This window comes from Methylobacterium marchantiae, assembly GCF_042679825.1.
Taxonomy (GTDB): Bacteria; Pseudomonadota; Alphaproteobacteria; order Rhizobiales; family Beijerinckiaceae; genus Methylobacterium; species Methylobacterium marchantiae.
In genome coordinates this window covers 1-569 of record NZ_JBHTND010000097.1, presented here as the reverse complement: position 1 = coordinate 569, position 569 = coordinate 1, and the positions used below count along the sequence as shown (strand labels likewise).

The 569-nt window shown below is 65.0% G+C and carries 1 protein-coding gene and 1 pseudogene; one reads left to right on the top strand and one right to left on the bottom strand.

Features of this window, described 5'->3' with window-relative positions; genetic code table 11:
* Positions 1-221 (top strand): hypothetical protein (locus tag ACFQ4G_RS21995; RefSeq protein ID WP_379041145.1); only part of this gene is annotated, 221 nt, incomplete at its 5' end.
* Positions 222-256: 35 nt separating this feature from the next.
* Here the strand turns inward: ACFQ4G_RS21995 and ACFQ4G_RS21990 are convergent.
* Positions 257-569, bottom strand: a pseudogene (locus tag ACFQ4G_RS21990) (hypothetical protein); the annotation flags it as partial.

The following is a 569-nucleotide window of genomic DNA, read 5'->3' as shown; positions in this document are numbered from 1 at the left end:
CGGAAGAGCTGCTGAAAAACACCGATCAGTACACCAGCGTGCTGTACCAGAACGCGCGGGCCAAGCTGGCCATGGCGCTGGACGCCGCCAACGAGGAGCTGGCGCGCTTCGAGGACGCCCAGCTTGCGCGCATGATCGACGCCACGCGCGAGGCCAACGCACGCTTTAACGACCAAACCGGCGAGGCACGCATCCTGCGCGCTTTCCAGGACCTGCACTGATTGACCAGCTCACAGGACGGGCGGATGTGCCCATGCTAACGCTCATTGGCCTCGCACGCTTGCGCGCGTGGGCACTTCCGCCCGCCCTGCTCCGCCGAAAACACCCCTAATCGCAGCCAATGCCCCAGGTGCGCTGCAACGTCGAACTCCTCGTCGATCGCAAACGCCGCGTCCAACGCCTCGCCGAACGTCTTTCCCTCGGCAAGCGCCGTCAGGGCAGCAAAAGCAGATGCCGTGAGCGGCACCAACTGCGGTTGCCAGCGCGGGCGCACGACCAACGCATAACTGTCCTCCCGCATTTGCTCCGGAAATGGCGGACCGTCTGGCTGATGGGCAAGCCACAACGCC